The 17,354-nt window shown below is 67.5% G+C and carries 12 protein-coding genes and 1 pseudogene; 3 read left to right on the forward strand and 10 right to left on the reverse strand.

The features are described from left to right. Both DN388_RS10345 and DN388_RS10350 read left to right on the forward strand, forming a co-directional pair. Positions 1–1,486: autotransporter outer membrane beta-barrel domain-containing protein (locus DN388_RS10345; RefSeq protein ID WP_254999540.1), on the forward strand; the 1,486-nt coding region annotated here is incomplete at its 5' end. Between the two features lie 138 nt (positions 1,487–1,624). Then, positions 1,625–3,622: a U32 family peptidase gene (locus DN388_RS10350; RefSeq protein WP_043861235.1), complete on the forward strand. Its 1,998-nt coding sequence runs from the start codon at positions 1,625–1,627 to the stop codon at positions 3,620–3,622. Positions 3,623–3,678: 56 nt separating this feature from the next. Here the strand turns inward: DN388_RS10350 and DN388_RS10355 are convergent, their stop codons facing one another. The 8 genes and pseudogenes from DN388_RS10355 to DN388_RS10390 form a co-directional block, all read right to left on the reverse strand. Beyond that, positions 3,679–5,379 carry an AMP-binding protein gene (locus DN388_RS10355; protein WP_254999548.1) on the reverse strand — a complete coding sequence of 567 codons (1,701 nt, stop codon included), beginning with the start codon at positions 5,377–5,379 and terminating at the stop codon, positions 3,679–3,681. An 8-nt stretch (positions 5,380–5,387) separates the two neighbouring features. Beyond that, positions 5,388–5,564 (reverse strand): annotated as a pseudogene (locus DN388_RS10360) (c-type cytochrome); the annotation flags it as partial. Between the two features lie 299 nt (positions 5,565–5,863). Further along, the gene (locus tag DN388_RS10365; protein ID WP_254999550.1) at positions 5,864–7,777 is read right to left on the reverse strand and encodes a sigma-54-dependent Fis family transcriptional regulator; all 1,914 of its coding nucleotides are present in this window, start codon (positions 7,775–7,777) and stop codon (positions 5,864–5,866) included. Between the two features lie 169 nt (positions 7,778–7,946). Continuing rightward, on the reverse strand, positions 7,947–8,984 hold the full coding sequence (locus DN388_RS10370; protein ID WP_054914476.1) for an iron chelate uptake ABC transporter family permease subunit: 1,038 nt from the start codon (positions 8,982–8,984) through the stop codon (positions 7,947–7,949). Continuing rightward, complete coding sequence (locus DN388_RS10375) at positions 8,981–9,985, reverse strand: iron ABC transporter permease (RefSeq protein WP_254999554.1); 1,005 nt, start codon at positions 9,983–9,985, stop codon at positions 8,981–8,983. The genes DN388_RS10370 and DN388_RS10375 overlap by 4 nt, the downstream gene beginning before the upstream one ends. Positions 9,986–9,988: 3 nt before the next feature. Next, complete coding sequence (gene fepB, locus DN388_RS10380; RefSeq protein WP_254999556.1) at positions 9,989–10,927, reverse strand: Fe2+-enterobactin ABC transporter substrate-binding protein; 939 nt, start codon at positions 10,925–10,927, stop codon at positions 9,989–9,991. Between the two features lie 3 nt (positions 10,928–10,930). Then, complete coding sequence (locus tag DN388_RS10385; RefSeq protein WP_213607423.1) at positions 10,931–12,241, reverse strand: NtaA/DmoA family FMN-dependent monooxygenase; 1,311 nt, start codon at positions 12,239–12,241, stop codon at positions 10,931–10,933. A 64-nt stretch (positions 12,242–12,305) separates the two neighbouring features. After that, complete coding sequence (locus tag DN388_RS10390) at positions 12,306–14,396, reverse strand: TonB-dependent receptor (protein WP_254999561.1); 2,091 nt, start codon at positions 14,394–14,396, stop codon at positions 12,306–12,308. Positions 14,397–14,611: 215 nt separating this feature from the next. Here DN388_RS10390 and DN388_RS10395 point away from each other — a divergent pair, with 215 nt between their 5' ends. Continuing rightward, positions 14,612–15,412, forward strand: coding sequence for an IclR family transcriptional regulator (locus DN388_RS10395; protein WP_229590123.1), 801 nt, complete (start codon positions 14,612–14,614; stop codon positions 15,410–15,412). Here DN388_RS10395 and DN388_RS10400 read toward each other — a convergent pair. Both DN388_RS10400 and DN388_RS10405 read right to left on the reverse strand, forming a co-directional pair. Then, positions 15,380–16,204 carry an ABC transporter ATP-binding protein gene (locus DN388_RS10400; RefSeq protein ID WP_043861228.1) on the reverse strand — a complete coding sequence of 275 codons (825 nt, stop codon included), beginning with the start codon at positions 16,202–16,204 and terminating at the stop codon, positions 15,380–15,382. The genes DN388_RS10395 and DN388_RS10400 overlap by 33 nt on opposite strands. 86 nt (positions 16,205–16,290) lie before the next feature. Continuing rightward, positions 16,291–17,349: an NAD(P)/FAD-dependent oxidoreductase gene (locus DN388_RS10405; RefSeq protein ID WP_255000118.1), complete on the reverse strand. Its 1,059-nt coding sequence runs from the start codon at positions 17,347–17,349 to the stop codon at positions 16,291–16,293. Positions 17,350–17,354 lie beyond the last annotated feature (5 nt).

Here is a 17,354-nt window from a genome sequence, read left to right on the forward strand (position 1 = left end):
CAGCATTACCCTGGCGATCGCCGCCCAGGTGGTCACCGTGGTGTCATCCAGCGAGGCGCTCAGCCCCGGTGCTGTCGCCAGCGTCGACCTTACCCGTGGGGCCACCGGAGGGCCGTTCCTGCGCGCCCGCGTGCTGTCGTTGAGCCCAGCGTCAGCCGGGCATGCCAGCCTGACATCGGTGGCCCCTGCGCGAGCAGCGCGTGCCGCCCTGTCCGGTTTCAACCTGCGCTTCGTGCCTGCCGCTGCCTTTGCCGGCACAGCAGTGGTCACCTTCAGCCTGGAGAGCACCAGCGGTGCCAGCGCGACCGGCACCGTGACCTTCAGCGTGCAGGCACGTCCCGACCCCAGCAAGGACGCCGAAGTGATCGGCCTGCTCAACGCGCAATCGCGCGCAGCGGATCGTTTTGCCAGCACCCAGATGGACAACTTCAACCGGCGCCTGGAGCAACTGCACCGCCCTACCTGTGACCGCAACGCGTTCAACGCCAACGTTCAACATGGCCGCGACAACCTCGGCCTGGGCAGCCTGGGCAAGGCGCTGCGCGACGAGCTCGAAGGCAACGGCAAGGGCAATGACGACGAGGACGCGGACGACACCCGTCGCAAACAGCGCGACACCGCCCGCGCCACCTCCGGCGAGTGCGTCGAAGAGGCCGTGGCCTACTGGACCGATGGCTTCATCAACACCGGTTCCAACCGCGCACGCGGCGCCAAGGACAACAGCTTCGTCACCTACGGACTGAGCGCCGGCGTCGACTATCGCCTGTCGCCAAGGGCCGTGGTGGGCATCGGCTTTGGCTACGGCAACGACCGCGCCGACATCGGCGAGCAGGACACCCGCAGCGAGGCCGACGCCCTGGGCCTGGCGGCGTACCTGAGCGTCAACCCGCTGTCGGAGATCTACATCGATGCACTGCTGGGCTACAACCGCATCCGCTTCGACTCGCGCCGCTACGTCACTGCCGACCCGTCCAACGGCTATGCCCATGGCTCGCGCGACGCCGACCAGCTGTTCGCCTCGCTGACCGCCAGCTACGAGTACCGCGAAGGCGCCCTGTCGCTGGCGCCGTACACACGGCTGAACGCCAGCTTCACCAAGCTGGACGACTTCAGCGAACGGGGCGGCGGTATCTACGGGCTGTCGTACGAACAACAGCGCCAGCGGACCTTCACCTCGTTCCTGGGCGTGCGCAGCGGCTACGACATCCAGACCGGCGCCGGCGTGCTCACGCCGCGGGTCGGGCTGGCGTGGGGCCACAACTTCAGCCACAGCGACGACTACCGCATGCGCTACACCGACCAGACCAACGACGGCGTGCTGTATCGCCTGTCACCCGACCCGATGGACAGCAACTTCGTCGACCTGGACCTGGGCCTGGACTTCAGCCTCAGCCAGAGCTGGCGCCTGGGCTTCTCGTACAAGACCGCGCTGGCCACCGACGAGCGCAACGAGATGTTCCGCATCGGCCTGGACGGGCGCTTCTGACCCCTGCCCTGGCGCCCCTTTGCCGGCCTCACCGGCGAAGGGGGCTGGTCAATCTGCATGACGCCTGTCGGCAAAGGTGCCGACAGCGCGTTGCGCGGCTACAATGCGCGGCTACCGTGACCAGCAGACTAAAAAGACATGTCCCTACCCAAGCATCACCTGGAATTGCTCAGCCCCGCCCGCGACGTGGCGATTGCCCGCGAGGCGATCCTGCATGGCGCCGATGCGGTGTACCTGGGTGGCCCGAGCTTCGGTGCCCGCCACAATGCCTGCAACGAGGTGAGCGATATCGCCGGGCTGGTGGAGTTTGCCCACCGCTACCACGCGCGGGTGTTCACCACCATCAACACCATCCTGCACGACAACGAGCTGGAGCCGGCGCGCAAGCTGATCCACCAGCTGTACGACGCCGGCGTCGATGCGCTGATCGTGCAGGACCTGGGGGTGATGGAGCTGGACATTCCGCCCATCGAGCTGCACGCCAGCACCCAGACCGACATCCGCACCCTGGCACGGGCCAAATTCCTCGACCAGGCCGGCTTCTCGCAGCTGGTGCTGGCCCGCGAGCTGAACCTGCAGGAAATCCGCGCCATCGCCGACGAAACCGACGCGGCCATCGAGTTCTTCATTCATGGCGCGCTGTGCGTGGCGTTCTCCGGGCAGTGCAATATCTCGCACGCACAGACCGGACGCAGCGCCAACCGTGGCGACTGTTCCCAGGCCTGTCGCCTGCCCTACACCCTCAAGGACGAAAAAGGCGGCGTGATCGCCTACGAGAAGCACCTGCTGTCGATGAAGGACAACAACCAGAGCGCCAACATCCGCGCCCTGGTAGAGGCTGGCGTGCGTTCGTTCAAGATCGAGGGCCGCTACAAGGACATGGGCTACGTGAAGAACATCACCGCCTACTACCGCCAGCGCCTGGACGAAGTGCTCGAAGACCGCACCGACCTGGCCCGCGCCTCCAGCGGCCATACCGCGCACTTCTTCGTGCCCGACCCGGACAAGACCTTCCACCGCGGCAGCACCGACTACTTCGTGAGCGAGCGCAAGATCGACATCGGCGCTTTCGATTCGCCCACCTTCACCGGCCTGCCGGTGGGTGTGGTGGAAAAGGTCGGCAAGCGCGACCTGCAGGTGGTCACCCATGCACCGCTGTCCAACGGCGACGGCCTCAACGTGCTGGTCAAGCGTGAGGTGGTCGGCTTTCGTGCCAACATCGCCGAGGCCAGGGGCGAGTTCGACGAAGACGGCGAAAAGCGCTACCGCTACCGCGTAGAGCCCAACGAGATGCCCAAGGGCCTGCACCAGCTGCGCCCCAACCATCCGCTGAGCCGCAACCTGGACCACAACTGGCAGCAGGCGCTGCAGAAGACGTCGGCCGAACGCCGTATCGGCCTGGGCTGGGTCGCGCAGTTGCGTGAACACGGCCTTGAGCTGACCGCCACCAGCGAGGAAGGCATCAGCGCCAGTGCCACCCTGCCCGGCCCGTTCGGCCCGGCCAACAAGCCGGAGCAGGCGCTGGAGCAACTGCACGACCTGCTCGGCCAGCTGGGCACCACCCAGTACCACGCCACCGGCATTCGCCTGGATGCGCCGCAGGCGTACTTCATTCCCAACTCCCAGCTCAAGGCGCTGCGCCGCGACGTGATCGAGAGCCTCACCGCCGCCCGCGTTGCCGCGCACCCGCGCGGCAGCCGCAAGGCCGAGACGGTGCCGGCGCCGGTATACCCCGAGTCGCACCTGTCGTTCCTGGCCAACGTGTACAACCAGAAGGCCCGCGACTTCTACCACCGCCACGGGGTCAAGCTGATCGATGCGGCCTACGAGGCCCACGAAGAGCCCGGCGAAGTGCCGGTGATGATCACCAAGCACTGCCTGCGCTTCTCGTTCAACCTGTGCCCCAAACAGGCCAAGGGCGTCACCGGCGTGCGCACCAAGGTAGCGCCCATGCAGCTGATTCACGGTGACGAGGTACTGACCCTGAAGTTCGACTGCAAGCCGTGCGAGATGCACGTGATCGGCAAGATGAAGGGGCACATCCTCGACCTGCCGCAGCCGGGCAGCGTGAAGCACATCGTGGGTCATATCAGCCCCGAAGACCTGCTCAAGACCGTGCCGCGCGGCACGCACTGAGTGCCGCCCGGGCGGTCATGCGCCCTGCATGACCGCCCGCACCCGGCGGCGCAGGCCTATCCCCTGGCCGCCAGCTGGCCTTGCCTGGCCAGGGTCAGTTCCTCGATGCTGATCTCGCGCATGCGAAACTTCTGCACCTTGCCGGTGACCGTCATGGGGAACTCGTCCACCAGGCGAAAGTGCCGCGGCACCTTGAAGTGGGCGATCTGCGCCCTGGCCCATTCGCGCAGTTCGTCTTCGCTGGCACTGTGTCCGGGGTGGAACTTGACCCAGGCCACGATCTCCTCGCCATAACGGCTGCACGGAATGCCGATCACTTGCACGTCGGCGATGGCCGGGTGGGTGAAGAAGAACTCCTCCAGCTCCCGCGGGTAGATGTTCTCGCCACCGCGAATGATCATGTCCTTGCTGCGCCCGACGATGCGCACATAGCCCTGCTCGTCCATCACCGCCAGGTCGCCGGTGTGCATCCAGCCCTCGTGGTCGATGCTCGCGGTGGTGGCCTCGGGGTTTTCCCAGTAGCCGAGCATGACACTGTAGCCACGGGTGCACAGCTCGCCGATCTGCCCGCGGGGTACCGTGAGCCCGTCGCTGTCCACCAGCTTGCTCTCCAGGCACGGCTGGGTACGCCCCACGGAGGTGACGCGCAGCTCCAGGTCGTCCTCGGCAGCGGTCTGCAGCGACACCGGGCTGGTCTCGGTCATGCCATAGGCGATCTGCACCTCGCTCATGTGCATCTCGTCGATCACCCGGCGCATCACCTCGATCGGGCAGGTAGCGCCGGCCATGATCCCGGTGCGCAGGCTCGACAGGTCGAATTCATGCCGCTGCGGGTGGTCCAGTTCGGCGATGAACATGGTCGGCACACCGTAGAGCACGGTGGCGCGCTCCTCGGCAACGGCGCGCAGGGTGCTCAGCGGGTCGAAGGCATCCCCGGGGTAGATCATGGTCGAGCCATGGGTCAGGCAGCCCAGGTTGCCCATGACCATGCCGAAGCAGTGGTACAGCGGCACCGGGATCACCAGCCGGTCGTGCTCGCTCAGGCCCAGGCTCTCGCCCACCATGTAGCCGTTGTTGAGGATGTTGTGGTGGCTGAGGGTCGCCCCCTTGGGGAAACCCGTGGTGCCGGAGGTGTACTGGATATTGATGGGGTCGTGCCAGTGCAGGCCGGCCTGGCGCTCGGCCAGGGCCTGCACGGTCACCGCCTCGGCCATGCCTTGCAGGCCCGCCCAGGGCAGAAAGCCTGGGGGTGGTTGCTCGGCCAGGCTCACCACGCCGCGCAGGGCCGGCAGGCGCTGGCAGTTCAGGCTGCCGGGGGCGACGCTGGCCAGCTCCGGCACCAGGCCGAGGAGCATCGCGTGGTAGTCGCTGGTCTTGAACGCGTCGGCGCAGATCACCCAGTTGCAGCCGGACTGCTTGAGCGCGTATTCCAGCTCGCTGCTGCGATAGGCCGGGTTGATGTTGACCAGGATCACGCCGACCTTGGCGCTGGCGAACTGGGTGATGCACCACTGCGCGCAATTGGGCGCCCAGATGCCCAGGCGATCGCCGCGCTGCAGCCCCAGGGCCAGCAGGGCCCGGGCGTGGCGCTCGACCTCCTCGGCCAGTTGCTGCCAGCTGTAGCGCAGGCCCTGGTGGCGCACCACCAGCGCTTCACGCGCGGCGAACCTGGCCGCGGTGGCGTCGAACGCCGCGCCGATGGTCATGGCGAGCAGGTCCTTGTCCTGACGCCCCTGGGTATAGCTCGGTTGATTCATGGTTGCCCCTTGTGCTGGTAGCTGATGCGGCTCAGGGCGTCGTTGCCCTCAGGGGTATGGCAGGCCATGCACTTGGCATTGAGAATCGCCTTGCCATCTTCGGCCATAGCGGGGGGCAGAACAGCACAGGCCAGCATGGCCAGCGTGCCGGCAGTCAGGGAATGCCGGAGTCGTGTTGTCTTCAAGGTCGGACCTCCACGGTATTGTTTTTATAAATCGTCCGCGCCCGGCGAGGGGCTGTAGTGCACATCTGACTCACACCAAGCAGAGTGCATGCCAACAAAAACAAATCTTTGTTTAACAGTTAGTTATCAGACATTCCTGATAAACAAGATTGATTCAAGCGGTGCCCGGACGTGCAATTTCGCGATGACTGTCTAACTCTGAGACAGCTGAGACCACTACCTGGCCCGCCGCCTGCAATGCCGAGGTCCACCCACCGGGTCGGTATTGACCAGGCGCAGCAGCACTCGACCCAGGCGGTTCAACTGCGCAGCTGCTTGATCTTGCGGTACAGCGTGGCGCGGCTGATGCCCAGGGCATCGGCTGCCGCGGTGATGTTGCCGTGATGACGCGCCAGGGCGCCACGGATCAGCTCCTCCTCGTTTTCGCGGATGCTGCCCGGCTGCTGGGTGCTGCCCCTGAGGTCTTCAAGCAGGCAGTCGGTCAGGTGTTCCAGGCCCAGCAGTGGCTCGCCCGGCTCGCGCATGGCCACCGCCGAGCGCACCACCATCTCCAGCTGGCGGATGTTGCCGGGCCAGTCGTAGTTGTTCAGCAACGCGGCCAGCTCCTTGCTCAGGCGCACGCCGTGGGCGCCGAACTTGTGCAGCAGGCTGTCGATCAGGGTGCCCAGGTCGTCGCGCTCGCGCAGTGCCGGCAGGCGCAGGCTCACGCCGTTGATGCGGTAGTAGAGGTCTTCGCGAAACTGCTGCTCGAGCACGTGGCGCTTGAGGTCGCGGTGGGTGGCGCAGATCACCGCCACGTCGATGTCCTGCTCTTCGCCGGCGCCCAGCGGCGCCACCCGGCGCTCCTGCAATACCCGCAGCAGGCGTGCCTGCAGGGCCAGCGGCATGTCACCCACCTCGTCGAGAAACAGGGTGCCGCCGTGGGCCTGCATCAGGCGCCCGACCATGCCGCCACGGCGCGAGCCGGTGAAGGCCCCTTCGCGGTAGCCGAACAGTTCGGACTCGATCAGCCCCTCGGGTATGGCCGCACAGTTGACCGCCACGAACGGCTTGCCGGCACGCGGGCTGGCCTGGTGCAGGGCGCGCGCCACCACTTCCTTGCCGGTGCCGGTTTCGCCCAGCAGCAGCACCGGCAGTTCGTTCTTCAGGCCCTGCAGGGCCATGCGCAAGGTGCGCGCAAGGCTGCTGTCGCGCCCGGCCAGGGCCTCGAGGTCGACGCTCTTCTGCGCGGCCACCGGGGCAGCGGGTGCAGGTGTCGCGGCAATCACGGGCTGGCGCGGCAGGTGCTGGGAACGGAAATAGAACTCGCCCTTGGCGGTCTGCACGCTGCTGATGCCGCCCTGCCATACCCGGCTGATGAAGGCGCTGGAGCGTTCGCCGATCAGGTCGCTGCAGCTGCGCCCCACCAGGGCGGCGCGCGATACCTGCAGCAAGGCGCAGGCCTGGTCGTTGGCGGCCAGCACCTCGCCGTCCAGGCTCAGGGCAAGCAGGCCGTGCCAGGCGCTGCCCAGGTACTGCGGGCGGTTGTGGAAGGCCACCACCAGTTGCTCGGGGTAGCACAGGCCGAACATGCGGCTTTCGATGTTGCCGGCCGCCAGCAGCAGCGTCGAGAGATTGTCCTGGGGCTGGGCCATGACGCCTTCGCGGGTGAGGTCGAGCACCCCGATGATCTCGCCGCGCGGGTCGCGCAGCGGTACCGAGGTGCAGGAGAACGGGCTCAGGCGGTCCAGGTAGTGTTCGCCGCAGTTGATCAGCGTGGGGCGCCCTTCCACCACGGCGGTGCCGATGGCATTGGTGCCGCGCACCGACTCGCTCCAGCAACTGCCCGGGTGCAGGTCGCGCAACCCGGTCTGGCGCAGTGGCTCGGTGTTGCCCTCGATGGCCAGCACGTTGGCCTGGGCGTCGCCGAGGATGATGATGCCGCCCTTGCCCTGGCGCGACACCAGGTACTCCAGCTCCGGCGTGGCGGCGTCGATCAGCAGCCGGTTGCTTTCCAGCAGGCGCTTGAGTTCACCGCGCTGCGGGGCGGCCAGCTCGTGCCGCTCGCCTTCGAGGCAACTCAGGCCATGGCCGAGGCTGCGCCGCCACGAGGCATCGATCTCGTCGCGCAACATGCCCAGCGGCAACTCCCCGTCATGGACCAGTTTCATGCGTGCCTGGCGTGACTCCTGCAAAGGGTCAGCGGCGTTTTTTATTAGAATGGTGCGTGCCATCGCTTACTCCAGCGCCCGTCGAACGTTGTGCACTTAAGGCAATGTAACTCAAGGGAGTGTGCTTGAGATTTGCAGGGCCGTCACCCGCAGGCGCCGACAACCTGATCGGCAGAGTGGCACAAGGTTACGTTTACGTAAAGGTGATGAATCGCGACGTGTCGTCCTCCTTTCAGGCGCGCCGATTGCGCGCCAGCAGCCACAGCAGGTACACCCCGCCCAGCAGGCCGGTGGTCAGGCCGATGGGCAGGTTGAGGTTGGCCACAAAACGCTGGCTGAGCAGGTCGGCGGCCAACAGCAGTACCGCCCCCATCAGCGCTGCGCTCACCAGCGGCACCTGCGCCGAGGTGGTCAGGCGCCGTGCCAGCTGCGGCGCGGCCAGGGCGATGAAACTGATCGGGCCGGCCGCCGCGGTGGCGATCGCGGTCAGGCCCACCGCCGCCATCACCATCAGCAAGCGGGTACGCTCCACCGCCACACCCAGCTGGGCGGCGCTGTCGTCACCCAGTTCGAGGATGTTCAGGCGCCGTGCGTGGTACACCGCCACCGGCACCACCAGCAGCAGGCCCAGCGCCGCCGGCAGCACATGCGACCAGGTGCGGGTGTTGAGCGAGCCGGCCAGCCAGATCTGCGCCGACATGGCCTGGTCGAGGTTGCCCATCACCAGCAGCACGGTGTTGAGCCCCGAGAGCATCGCGCCCACGCCGATGCCCACCAGCACCAGGCGGTAGCCGCCGGTGGTGCGGCCCTTCATCGACAGCACGAATACCAGCGCAGCGGTGCCCACACCGGCGATCACCGCCGCCAGCGACGCCCCCAGCGGGCCGGCATCGAACAGGATGATCTGCACGATCGCCCCGCTCGCCGCCCCGGTGGTGAAGCCGATGATGTCGGGCGAGCCCAGCGCGTTGCGCGAGATGGACTGGAAGATCGAGCCGGCCATGCCCAATGCAGCGCCCACGCACAACGCGGTGAGCACCCGGGGCAGGCGCACGCGCAGCACGATGCGCTCGGTGGTCGGGCTCGGCCCTGCCCCCAGCAGGCTGGCCAGCACCTGGCCCGGCGTCAACGGCAAGGTGCCGATGCCCAGCAGCAGCACCCCCAGCCCCAGGGCCAGCAGCACCAGCACGGCACACACCAGCACCCCCCGGGGCTGCCAGCGAAACGACAGGGCGGCCAGGCGGACGACCCGTGTAGCGGTAGTGTTCATAGCTTGCTCAACCGGAATGTGCGCACCAGCGCGATAAAGAACGGCCCGCCGATCAGCAGCGCGACGATACCCGCCGCCACTTCCGCCGGCGCCGCCACGACCCGGCCCAGCACATCGGCCCCCAGCAGCAGCACGCCGGCAAACAGTGCCGAGTACGGCAGGATCCAGCGGTAGTCCGGGCCCACCAGCAGGCGCGCAAGGTGCGGCGCCACCAGCCCCACAAAGCCGATCGGCCCGGCAGCGGCGGTGGCAGCGCCGGCCAGCAGCATCACTGCCAGGCAGGCCAGCAGCCAGGTGAGGCGCACGTTCACCCCCAGCGCCAGGCCCAGGTCCTTGCCCAGGGCCATGGCATTGAGGCTGCCGGCCAGCGCCAGCACCGTGACAGCGCCCGGCATCACGGCCATCGCCAGCACCCCCACCGCCTCGAAGCCGCTCTTTTCCAGCGAGCCCGATGCCCAGTGGCGAAACTGGTCGAACACCTGCGCCGGCGCATTGAGGATGATGATGCCGGTGACCGAGGCCAGCATCACCGACAGACCGGCGCCGGCCAGCACCAGGCGCACCGGGTTGGTGCCGGTCTCCTGGGCACGGCTCAGCATGAACACGGCCACCCCGGCCAGCCCGGCGCCGACGAAGGCGCACCACACGTAGCCGCTCATGCTGCTCAGGCCCAGCACGGCCACACCGACGATCACCCCTACCCCGGCCCCGGCGTTGATGCCCAGCAGGCCCGGTTCGGCCAGCGGATTGCGGGTCACCGCCTGCATGATCGCACCGGCCAGGCCCAGCGCCAGCCCGGCCAGTATCGCCACCAGCGTGCGTGGCACACGCAGTTCGCGCACGATCAGGTGCTGGTCGTCGAGCCGGTCGTAGGCCGACAGCGCCTCGAACACCTGGGCCACGCCGATGCTGCGCGACCCCACCACCAGGCTCGCCAGCACCGCCACAACCAGCAACAGCAGCCCCAGCAGCAGGCCCTGACAACGTCTTGATCGCACCATGGCTCAGCGGTACGCCCGCGCCACGGCGTCGATCATCTCGCGCCCGGAGTAGTAGTCGATGCGAAACGAACTGGGGCCCAGTGCATACACCCGCTTGTGCACCACCGCCGGCAGGTTGGCCAGCACCGGGTCGGCGAGAAACGCCTGCACGTCGGCGTCGCTGCCGCCCAGCAGGAACACCGTGTCGCCGGTGATGGCCGCCGAGAGGTTTTCACGGGAGATGAAGTCCACGTCGGAGCTGCGCTTGACCTGCCCTTGCAACCCTTGCGGCAAGCCGGCCACCGCGAACCCGAGAGCTGCCAGCAGCTGCGCATGGGGGCTGTCCAGGCGCGCTACCGAATAGCTGCCACCCAGGTTGTAACCCACCACGCTGACCGCGCCGGCAGGTGGCGTGATGCGCGCTGCAACCTGCGCGGCGTAGGCGTCGAAGCGCTCGATGGCCGCCTCGGCCTGGGCCTGCAGGCCGCTGGCCTGCCCCAGTTGGCGCGCCAGCTCCTGCCAGCTGTGGTTGGCGTAGTTGACCACCACCGTGTCGATGCCCTGGGCCTGCAGCTCGGCCTGGTGGGGCAGCACACTGTCGGCCCCGGTGGCCGACACCACCAGCAGGTCGGGTGCCTGCCCGACCACCGCTTCGAGGTCGAACACCAGGTTCTTGTACAGCACCTGCACGCCGCGCTGGTCGGCCACCTCGGCCCACTGGGTGAAGAAGCCCTTGGCATCGGAGATGCGGCTGGGCGTGGTCGCGGCACTGGCCACCAGCGGCGCGTCCATGGCCAGCAGGATGCCGGTCACGCTCGGCGAGGTGGACACGATGCGCTTGGGCGAGGCCTGCGCCGACGCCGTCGGCGCCTCGTCCGCAAGCTCGGCGGGCTGCCGGGCCAGCCACAGGGCGGCGCTGGCCACAGCGACGATGGCCAGCACGGCCACCACAATCTTTTTCATCGTCTAGCCCTGCTCGTCAAGGTGGTGGGCGAAGGTCGAGCCGCTGTAGCCCTCGCGGAACAGGCCGGCCTGCACCAGGCGTGGCATCAACTGGTCGAGAAACAGGTTCAGCGACTCGACCGAGCCACCGGGCGCGGCTATGAAGCCATCGATGGCGCCACTGGCAGCCCAGTCCGCGATCTGCTCGAAGGCATCGTCGACGGTGCCGACCACCTGCCAGTGCGCCGCCGAGATCACCTCGGGGCGCAGCAGCAGTTGGTCGATGCTCAGCGACTCGCGCTCGATCAGCCGGCGCAGCAGGCTGCTGTGGGTACGGCTGGAGGCGTCCGGCGCAACCACCGGCAGGTCGGCGCGGGTCACCGGGCGGTCGAGGGGCCAGTCGGCCAGGTCCAGCCCGGTCATTTCCTTGATCGAGGCCAGCTTGCGCGCGCGGTTCATGCGCCCGTGGGTCTGCATGAACACCGCCCGGGCCTGCTCGCGGGTGTCGGCCAGGTACAGGCTCAGGCCCGGCAGCAGGCGGATCGCCTGCGCCGAGCGGCCGTGGCGTTCGGCGCGCCGGCCCAGGTCACGGCGCAGTTCAAGCGCCGCTTCCTTGTCGGGCGTGGGTGCGAACACCAGGTCGGCCACCGAGGCGGCGAAATCCCGCCCCGACTCCGAGGCACCGGCCTGGATCAGCGGAATGCGCGTGCCGGGGAAGGCTGGCAGGTTCAGCGGGCCCTTGACCTTGAGGTAGGTGCCCTCATGGTTGACCGGGCGCACCTGGGTGGTGTCGGCATAGCAGCCATTGGCACGGTCGATGGTCAGCGCCTCGAACGGGAAGCTGCCCCACAGCTGGTGCACCAGCTCGGTGAACTCGGCCGCCCGCGCATAGCGCTCGTCGGCGTCGGGCATCTGCTCAAGGCCGAAGTTCTCGTGCCCCTGCAAGGCGGTGACGATGTTCCAGCCCACGCGCCCGTTGCTGATCCAGTTCAGCGATTGCAGCTGGCGCGCCACCACATACGGCGGATAGAAGGTGGTCGACACCGTCGACACCAGGCCGATGTGCGAGGTCTGCTGGGCCACGGCGGCCAGCAGGATGGTGGGGTCGAGGCTGGTGAAACCAGGGCCGCTTTCGAGCATTTCCACCGGCAGGCAACTGACGTCGGGGCGGAACACGAAGTCCAGGTGCGCCGCTTCGGCGCGCTGCGCCAGATCGATGGCGAAGGCGCTGGTGAACAGGCCCTCGACGTTGCTGTCAGCGCGCCGCCAGGCGTCGCCGCTGAGCCAGGTGGGGGCCAGTGAAAGGCCGATATGGAGTCGCTTGGGCGAGGTCATCAAAGCTCCGGGTGCAAGTGATCGAGTACGGCGGCCCCAGGGCCGCCGTTGACAGTGGGTTGATTCAGAACGAGCCCTTGACGCCCACGCCGAACATGCGTGGCGTGGTCATGCTCGCCTCGGTGCCGCCGATGCCGCGGTTCTGCTGCAGGTAGGTGGCCGAGCGGTCGTCGAACACGTTCTTGACGTAGCCGTACAGTTCCACCGCCGGGGTGAACTGGTAGCTGGCGCGGGCATCGGTCAGGGTGTAGGAGTCGACCGAATACGACGAGTTGTTGGCCGTGTCGGAGTAGTAGCCGTCGATATGCCGCACCTGGGCCGACAGGTTGAGCTTGTCGGTCACGTCCCAGCTGGGCCCGAAGCTCAGGGTGTAGCCGGGCGACTTGGCAAACTCGTTGGCCTGGTAGCTGTCGTTGCTGGTGATGCGGTCGATACGCGTGCGCAGGGTGCCGGCGCTGGCCTTGAGGGTCAGGCTGTCGAGCAGTTGGTAGTCGGCGCTCAGTTCCATGCCGTAGGCGTGGGCCTTCTCGGCATTGATGGTGTAGGACTGGCTGATCCCGGTGGAGATCACCACCGGAATGTTGTACTGCGAATCCTTCATGTCCATGTAGAACAGGTTGCCGCTCAGGCGCAGGCGGTCATCGAGCAGGCTGGCGCGGGTGAACAGCTCGTAGTTCCACACCGACTCTTCCTTGAAATACTGCCACTGGCGCGTCGACAGGTTGAGCGAGACACCGCCCGGGTTGTAGCCGCGGCTGACCATCGCGCCCACGGTCCAGTGCGGGGTCGCGGCGTAGGCCAGCGATACCTTGGGCAGCACGGCGGTGAAGGTCTTCTGGTAGTCCAGCGCAGTGGGCGCCAGCACCGAGTTGCCGTCGCGCTCGATACGGTCCTGCTGGAAGCGCAGGCCCGTGCTCAGGGTCCACAGGTCGCTCAGGCGGTAGTTCAGCTCGCCGAAGAGGCCGAGGTTTTCCTTGGTGTCGTCGAACGCCGACAGCCCGGCCAGGTTGAGGGTTTCGTCGGTCCTGGTGCGCGCCACGTAGAGGCCGGTGGCGCCGCTGAGCACGCTGTGCTGGTCACCGAACACCAGGCGGGTTTCGTTGGACAGGTTCTTCTGCTTGATGTCGGCGTCGCCCTGCCCCGGGATGCCGGTGTAGCGCTGCACGCTGGACAACGAATACTGCGCCTGGTTGATCAGCTTGAGGCCGTTGTCGAAGTCGTAGCTCACGTCCAGCACGCTGGTGTTGGTGCTCTGCTCCCAGCTGGGCATGGTCGTGGTGGTGTGATCGAGCTTGTGGTACGGCGCCGAGGCGGCTTCCTGGGTGGGGCGGTTGCTCTCGTTGTGCGAGAAGGTGAACTTGGCCTCCAGCCCCTGGATGTCGGTGGGCAGCCATAGCAGCTTGGCGCGGGTGGTGAGCGCGCTGAAGTCGTGGTCGGTCTTGCCCTTCTGGAAGTTGGGGTTGGTGTAGTCGATGAAGGTATCGCGCGCCGAGTAGTCCACTGCCAGGCGCCCGGCCAGGTCGGTGCCCATCAGCGGCCCGGACAGCGCGATGGAGGTGCGCTTGGCGTTGTAGTTGCCGATCTCGGCCTGGTAGGCGGCCTCGGGGGTGAAGGTCGGGTCCTTGGTGTTGACGATGATCGCGCCGGCGATGGCGTTGGCGCCTTGCGAGGTGGTCTGCGGGCCGCGGAACACCTCGATGTTGTCCACGTCCCACACCGAGGTGGCGCCGAAGAACATCTCGTTGTAGTTCAGGTAGTGGCCGTCCAGGTTGATGGTGGCCCGTGGCACGGTGCCGCCCCAGAACTGGTTCTGCCCGTTGTTCGGGCCCTGGGTGTCCTGGCCGCGGATGATCGGCGCGCCTACCGAGTCGGTGTAGATCACGTTGGGCACGTCGTTGAGCACTTCATGCACGCTGGCGTTGCCGGTGTTCTGGCGCTCGATGTCGCGGGCAGTCTTGACCGACACCGAGGAGGCGGTGTTCTTCAGGTCACGCTCGAGCTTTTCCCCGGTGATCATGATCGGTTCGAAGGTGACTGCGCCTTTGCCCGGGGCAGCAACGGCATCATCGGCCATCGCAGGCGCCATGCCGAGCACGGTCGCCAGGGTCAGCACGCTGAAACCGCAGGTGAGTTCAAGGGGTGAATAGGCCTTCAAGATACGCTCCAAATGATAATCATAATCGTTTGTGCGAAAGGTATCATGTGGCCACTTCATTCCTCAATAGAGAATTCATTCTGCAATGTGGTAAATCCAGGGGCCCGGCCAGCGCTCGGAAAAGTCGGTATCATGCGCACCGACGCCGCGCACAAGCGGCGCACACTTGATGCCTGATGAGGACCAGCCGCCAGCCGGCGATGAGGAGAGGCCCGTTGAAAAAAACCATTCCAGCTGCGGATGACGCCCCGCACGCGCCGGGCGAAAAACGTTCGGGCACCATTCAGTCCGTCGCCATCGCCGCCCGCTTTCTCAACGTACTGGCCAGCGCCGAGCACGAACTGGCCCTGGGGGAAGTGGCGCGGCGCACCCAGACCGGGGCGTCCACCGCGCACCGCTATCTGCAGAGTCTGGTCAAGGAGGGCCTGGCCAGGCAGGACCCGGCCAGCAGCCTGTACGACCTGGGCCCGGCGGCGCTGAGCATCGGTATCGGTGCGCTCAAGCGGGTGGATGCAGTGGAGATCGCCGCCCAGCACATGAAGGCGCTGGCCCACCAGCATGCGGCCAGCGGCGGCGTGGCGATCTGGACCGACCGTGGCCCGACGCTGGTGCGCTGGTACCGCAGCGCGTTCTTCTCGATCAACCCGCTGGCCCTGGGCGACGTGCTGCCCATCGACAACACCGCCTGCGGGCTGGTGTTCCAGGCCTTCCTGCCCAAGGCCACCATCGATGCGGCGCGCAAGCTGCAACCGGCGCACTTTCGCGGCACGGCGCCGGCCAAGGCTGTGCTGGACGAGGTGCGCAGCAGCCGCTGGGCCGAGAAGACCAGCCACCTGCTGTCGAATGTCACCGGGCAGGCCGCGCCGGTGTTCGACGCCCAGGGCGAGATCGTGTGTGTGGTGACCACGGTGACCGACCTGGGTCAGCTCAAGACGCCCGAAGACCGCGATGCGCTGTTCCGGGCGGCCAGCCGGGTCAACCAGTCAACCGGCGGCCTGCCGTGGCAAGGCGCCTGACACCACCGCCCGCTCGCGCGACAAGGGCACCAGCAGCGGCGTGCCGCTGACCGGGTCGGCGATGATCATCGAGGCCACGCCGAACACCTCCTGCACCAGGGCCTCGGTGAAGATGCGCGCCGGGTCGCCCTGGGCGACGATGGCGCCGGCCTTCATGGCGATCAGGTGCGAGGCATAGCGGCACGCCTGGTTGAGGTCATGCAGCACCGCAACGATGGTGCGGCCCTGGCGATTGAGCTCGGCCAGCAGTTCCAGCAGTTCGATCTGGTGCGCGATATCGAGGTAGGTGGTGGGCTCGTCGAGCAGCAGTACCGGCGTCTGCTGCGCCAGCACCATGGCGATCCATACCCGCTGGCGCTGGCCGCCGGACAACTCCTGCAGCAGGCGCTCGGACAGCTCGCTGACCTGCGCCGCCTGCATGGCCGCGGTCACGGCCTGTTCGTCGGCCTGCGACCATTGGCGCAGGAACGACTGGTGCGGGTAGCGCCCGCGGGCCACCAGGTCGGCCACGGTGATGCCGTCGGGCGCAACCGCGCTCTGGGGCAGCAGGCCGAGCCGCCGGGCCACGTCCTTGGCCGCGAGCGTGTGAATATCGACCTGATCGAGCAGCACCGTGCCGCTCGAAGGCACCAGCAGGCGCGACAAGGCCCGCAGCAAGGTGGATTTGCCACAGGCATTGGGGCCGACGATGACGGTAAAGGACCCTTCGGTGATAGCCACCGAAAGGTCCGTGGAGATCGTGCGCTGGTCGTAGCGAAGCGTCACGGCGTCAGCCTGCAGGCGATACGTCATGGAGAGGGTGTTCCAGTGAAGGGATTCGGCGCCAGTATTGCAGATGAGGAATTTATTCCGCAATCCGGAACGCCGGTGCCCTGCCCTCAGCCCGCGGCCATCAACTGCTGGCACTGCGCGTAGTGCCGCGCCAGGCCCTTGAGCGAATGCCCCAGGGTGATACGGGTGTGCCGGTCGTACTGGTGCAGCAGGTCCAGACGGCCCTGCTGCAACCTGGCCAGGATGGCGCGGGCAGCCAGGTCGGTGGCACCCAGGGCGTGGGTCAGCCCCTGGGACGACACCGGGTCGAAGGCGATGGCCGCCTCGCCCACTGCCAGCCAGTGCGCCGATGCACAGCGCTGCAGTGCACTGCAGCCGGCATCCAGTACCTGAACCTGCGCTGCGGCCAGTTCGTCGGCACCTGCATAGCGCTGCATCAGGCGCGTGCGCTGCAGTTGCTCGGCCAACTGCGGCGCGGTGCGCTGACCGTCACCGCCGGGAAAGAAGCGCACCAGGTGACGCTGGCCGCTGGCGGTGGTGGCCCCGGACCACCAGCCCTGGGCATCGGCCTCGATCAGCAGCCACTCGGTGTCGGCCAGTTCCGAGCCACCTCGGGGCAGGCGCGCCGCGACCGCCACCTGACGACTCAGGCGCTGGCGCCGTGCCCCGCCGAGCCGGGCGACGCAACTGGCCTTGCCGGTGGCATCCACCACGAAACGTGCCCGCCCGCGCCAGGGGTGTTCACCTCGCCGACCGCCCAGGGTGATGCCGTCATCGGCAAAATCGGCATGGGTCACCCGCACGTCGTCTTCACGGGTGATCCCAAGCGCCGCCGCCCTTTCCCGCAGCCGGGCGTCGAACACCCGTCGTTCCAGGAACGCGCCATGGGCGGCGCGCTCGCAGAAGTAGTCGCGAAATACCGGCTCGCTGGTCAGCCAGATCGACTGCACGCCGCAGCAGCGTCGCGCCACGGTGCTGTCGTCGAGCAGGTCGGCGTGCCCCAGTGCGGCAAGTGCAGGCAACGCCTCGGGGGACAGGCACTCGCCGGGGCGCAGCGCCGCCTCGGGTTCACACTCCACCAGCCCCACCTGCAACCCGGCCTGCGCCAGGCGGATGGCCAGCGCCGTGCCGGCCGGCCCGGCGCCCACCACCAGCACGTCGTGCACGGGGT

Source organism: Pseudomonas sp. S12(2018) (assembly GCF_024355235.1).
In the GTDB taxonomy this organism is placed as follows: domain Bacteria; phylum Pseudomonadota; class Gammaproteobacteria; order Pseudomonadales; family Pseudomonadaceae; genus Aquipseudomonas; species Aquipseudomonas palmensis.